This window comes from Candidatus Cloacimonadota bacterium (assembly GCA_020532355.1).
Lineage (GTDB): Bacteria > Cloacimonadota > Cloacimonadia > Cloacimonadales > Cloacimonadaceae > UBA5456.
Window position 1 is genome coordinate 1 of record JAJBBD010000252.1, and the last position, 2,898, is coordinate 2,898.

Annotated in this window: 4 protein-coding genes; all 4 read left to right on the forward strand. The window is 41.1% G+C overall.

From position 1 onward, the window contains the following. The first annotated feature begins 27 nt into the window (after positions 1 to 27). Positions 28 to 900, forward strand: a complete 873-nt coding sequence (locus LHW48_08845; GenBank protein ID MCB5260556.1) for a hypothetical protein — start codon at positions 28 to 30, stop codon at positions 898 to 900. A 16-nt stretch (positions 901 to 916) separates the two neighbouring features. Then, entirely contained in the window at positions 917 to 1,870 is a 954-nt protein-coding gene (locus LHW48_08850) for a hypothetical protein (protein ID MCB5260557.1), read from the forward strand. After that, positions 1,863 to 2,672, forward strand: coding sequence for a sel1 repeat family protein (locus tag LHW48_08855; GenBank protein ID MCB5260558.1), 810 nt, complete (start codon positions 1,863 to 1,865; stop codon positions 2,670 to 2,672). The genes LHW48_08850 and LHW48_08855 overlap by 8 nt, the downstream gene beginning before the upstream one ends. A 26-nt stretch (positions 2,673 to 2,698) precedes the next feature. Beyond that, a partial coding sequence (locus LHW48_08860; protein ID MCB5260559.1) for a PHP domain-containing protein occupies positions 2,699 to 2,898 on the forward strand: 200 nt, incomplete at its 3' end.

Genomic DNA, 2,898 nt, shown 5'->3' on the forward strand with positions numbered 1-2,898 from the left:
AGAGAAAGCACAGTTTAGGAGTAGAACATGACCTCACTTAGCACCCTAAGTACTACATCACAAAGAATGGATCACATCGATGCAGTTGTAGCTCAAAGCATGAAAACAAGCATCAATCGCTTTCGTGAAAAGCCCTTGTTGTTTTTTACCGAAGCAGATATCCAAACTTATCTGCACAAAGACTTGATTACAGGTAACACACCACACGTAACTATCGAAAAAGGAATAATCTCTCTGATTCACAGAGAGTATCCCACTAATTTCAGGTACGAAAAATCTCGGCTTCTTGCCGGGTATCCAGATGAGGAATTGGCTCAGACAGATCTTACGAATAAGTCTATTAAGAGTAGAGGACATTTTGACCTGGTAGTATTGAATCCGGAGTTCCTACACTCTATTATTGGAAAACATAAGACTTATAACGCCTCAATTGAGCAAATTATCAACAAAAACGTGTACAAGGCTATTAATAGATATAATGATCCTGGTAGTAAACACAATGAGGAGGTTCTATATGCGATTGAGATCAAATATCTACATATGTTTAACTACAACCATATCTCTATGCTGGATCAGATATTGATGGACAATGAGAAACTTAGCATAGCCCTAAGGCGTTCTTGTGGTTATATCAAACCGATCAACATTGTTTTCAGCTCGTCTAAATCACCGGAACTCATTAAAACATATATGACACATGGTAAGATCCTTCACCCCTCTACCAAAGTTGAGCACCAGATCAAGAGCGGCATATTGAACATCTATGTAGAAGCATATTATGACGAAGAGAATGAGAAATACACAGACAGAAATGATGGGGCTCTGACAGCCTATTGCAAAAACCCTAAGCCATGGGCGATTGCACTGTGTAAGAATTTGAGTATTAAACTTAATAGCTAGATGAAAGGGGGATTATATGAACAACCCATACCAATTATCATTATCCAATGATGAATTTGATAAGGCCGTTAAAGCGACAGCTATTGTAAGGAAACAACGAATACGTTCCATTGAGGAAAGACTCCATGATCTCACTTCCTTAAAACTCATGCCGAAAAAGTGGGGTAGTATCTCAAACAGCAGAACTCAAATAAATGATCAGGATAAGTTAAAGCCAATTCCAGTGAAGATTGTTAGTTTTGATGTACTCGAACTCATGATATCTATGAACTGCGATAATGAGTTTCAATTTTGGGGGAGAGTTCTGTCTCTCCTGCATAAGAACGTTTTCGAACATCCAGGAGATTTGTTTATTGCTGACTATGGGGAGATATCAGAAGAACATTTGAAGCAGATTGAAAAGAAAATCATCAGAAAACCTGTTAACAATGAAGAATATGCTTGTGATGATTTACTTGGAGTCTTTTTCCATTGTAGGATAAAGCATTTCACCCCAATTCTGCAACCTTGGATTGAGCTTTACCCTCAAGTAATTGCCTATTTCTCGTTTATTCTAGGCGTTTCTGCTGAAAGCTTAGCAACAGTGGTTATGACCCATGAGCTTACCCACGCTTATACCTTAGCAGGCTACGATATTAACATGTTCAGAGGAAACCTGCTCTGCGCACATGTTCCAGAAGACATGGCTGAGGGAATAGCTCAGTATTATACAAATGCTGTATGCAATCAATTAGAAAAGCAGTATAGTGGTATCGAGAAGGCCTTTAGTGAGCTTCTACTAGGACAAAGAAGCCCATATAAAGTGTTTCAAGATTGGAAAAGGAACGGTGCTTTCGACCATGAATCCGTGAGATCGTCTTGGATCAAATATAGAGAGATACCTGCCAATTATTGCTATGAACAAGATTTTAGAAATGAAGTTCAGCAATACAATCAGAAGGTAACTAAAAGGGGCTTTGGCCATGAATAAAAGCGTCATTATGCTTATCCAAAAGGCAGAAACGGGTAATGCAGACTCTCAAAACCAGTTAGGAGATGCTTATTACGATGGAATCGGAATCGAGCAAGATCACGCAAAAGCATTCGAATGGTATCTTCGAGCAGCTGAACAGGGGCACGGGAAGGCTCAGTATAACGTAGCCTATGCTTATGCCAATGGAATTGGAACTCAGAAGAACACATCTGAAGCTATCAAATGGTTCGGTAAATCAGCAGACCAGGGAGTAGCTCTGGCTCTATATGTTCTGGCAAAGATGCTAATCGATGGTCAGTTCATAGAACAGGACATAACTAAGGGTCTGGATTTGCTGCAAAAAGCCTCAGATCAGGGGCTAGACCTTGCACAATATGACCTTGGTACCATATTCCTTGAGGGCAGGATTGTTGTGCCCGATGTGAACAAAGGAATAAGCTTTCTGTTCCTCTCGGCCGAGCAAGGAAACAAAGATGCTCAATACAATCTCGGCTTGGCCTATTCAAATCTACCTGAGCCAAACTATGCCACTGCCGAGAAATACCTTCGAGAAGCATCATTCAATGGCCATTTTAAAGCGATGTTCGAGTTATCCAGGCTCTATACAATCAACTTTAGAGACTACAAGCAGGGCCTGTTGTGGGCAATTGTAGCCTTAGAATACTGTGATGATCATGATGAACAGAGGATCAATCGGATCAAGAACAACTTGGAAAATCAGCTAAGTCCTACCGATTGTGATGCCGTCTCTTCTGAGGCAAGGAACATAATATCAAGATTGGACGCAAGTCTTTGTTGATTGAGAAGATTCCAACTGGAGGATAGATGTCTTTTATCCACTTACACACTCACAGCGAGTATAGCTGGCTGGATGGAGCTTGTATAATCGATGATCTGGTGCAGAGAGCGGTGCAGTACAAGATGCCGGCTGTGGCTATTACAGATCGCAATAGTGTGGCTGGGGCTTCCCGCTTATGGCATCAGTGCATCAAGGCAGGCATCAAGCCGATCATCGGTCTGGAGAT

Coding starts and splice junctions, on each gene's coding strand:
- LHW48_08845 (MCB5260556.1), top strand. CDS start 28: ATGACCTCACTTAGCACCCTAAGTACTACATCACAAAGAATGGATCAC.
- LHW48_08850 (MCB5260557.1), top strand. CDS start 917: ATGAACAACCCATACCAATTATCATTATCCAATGATGAATTTGATAAG.
- LHW48_08855 (MCB5260558.1), top strand. CDS start 1,863: ATGAATAAAAGCGTCATTATGCTTATCCAAAAGGCAGAAACGGGTAAT.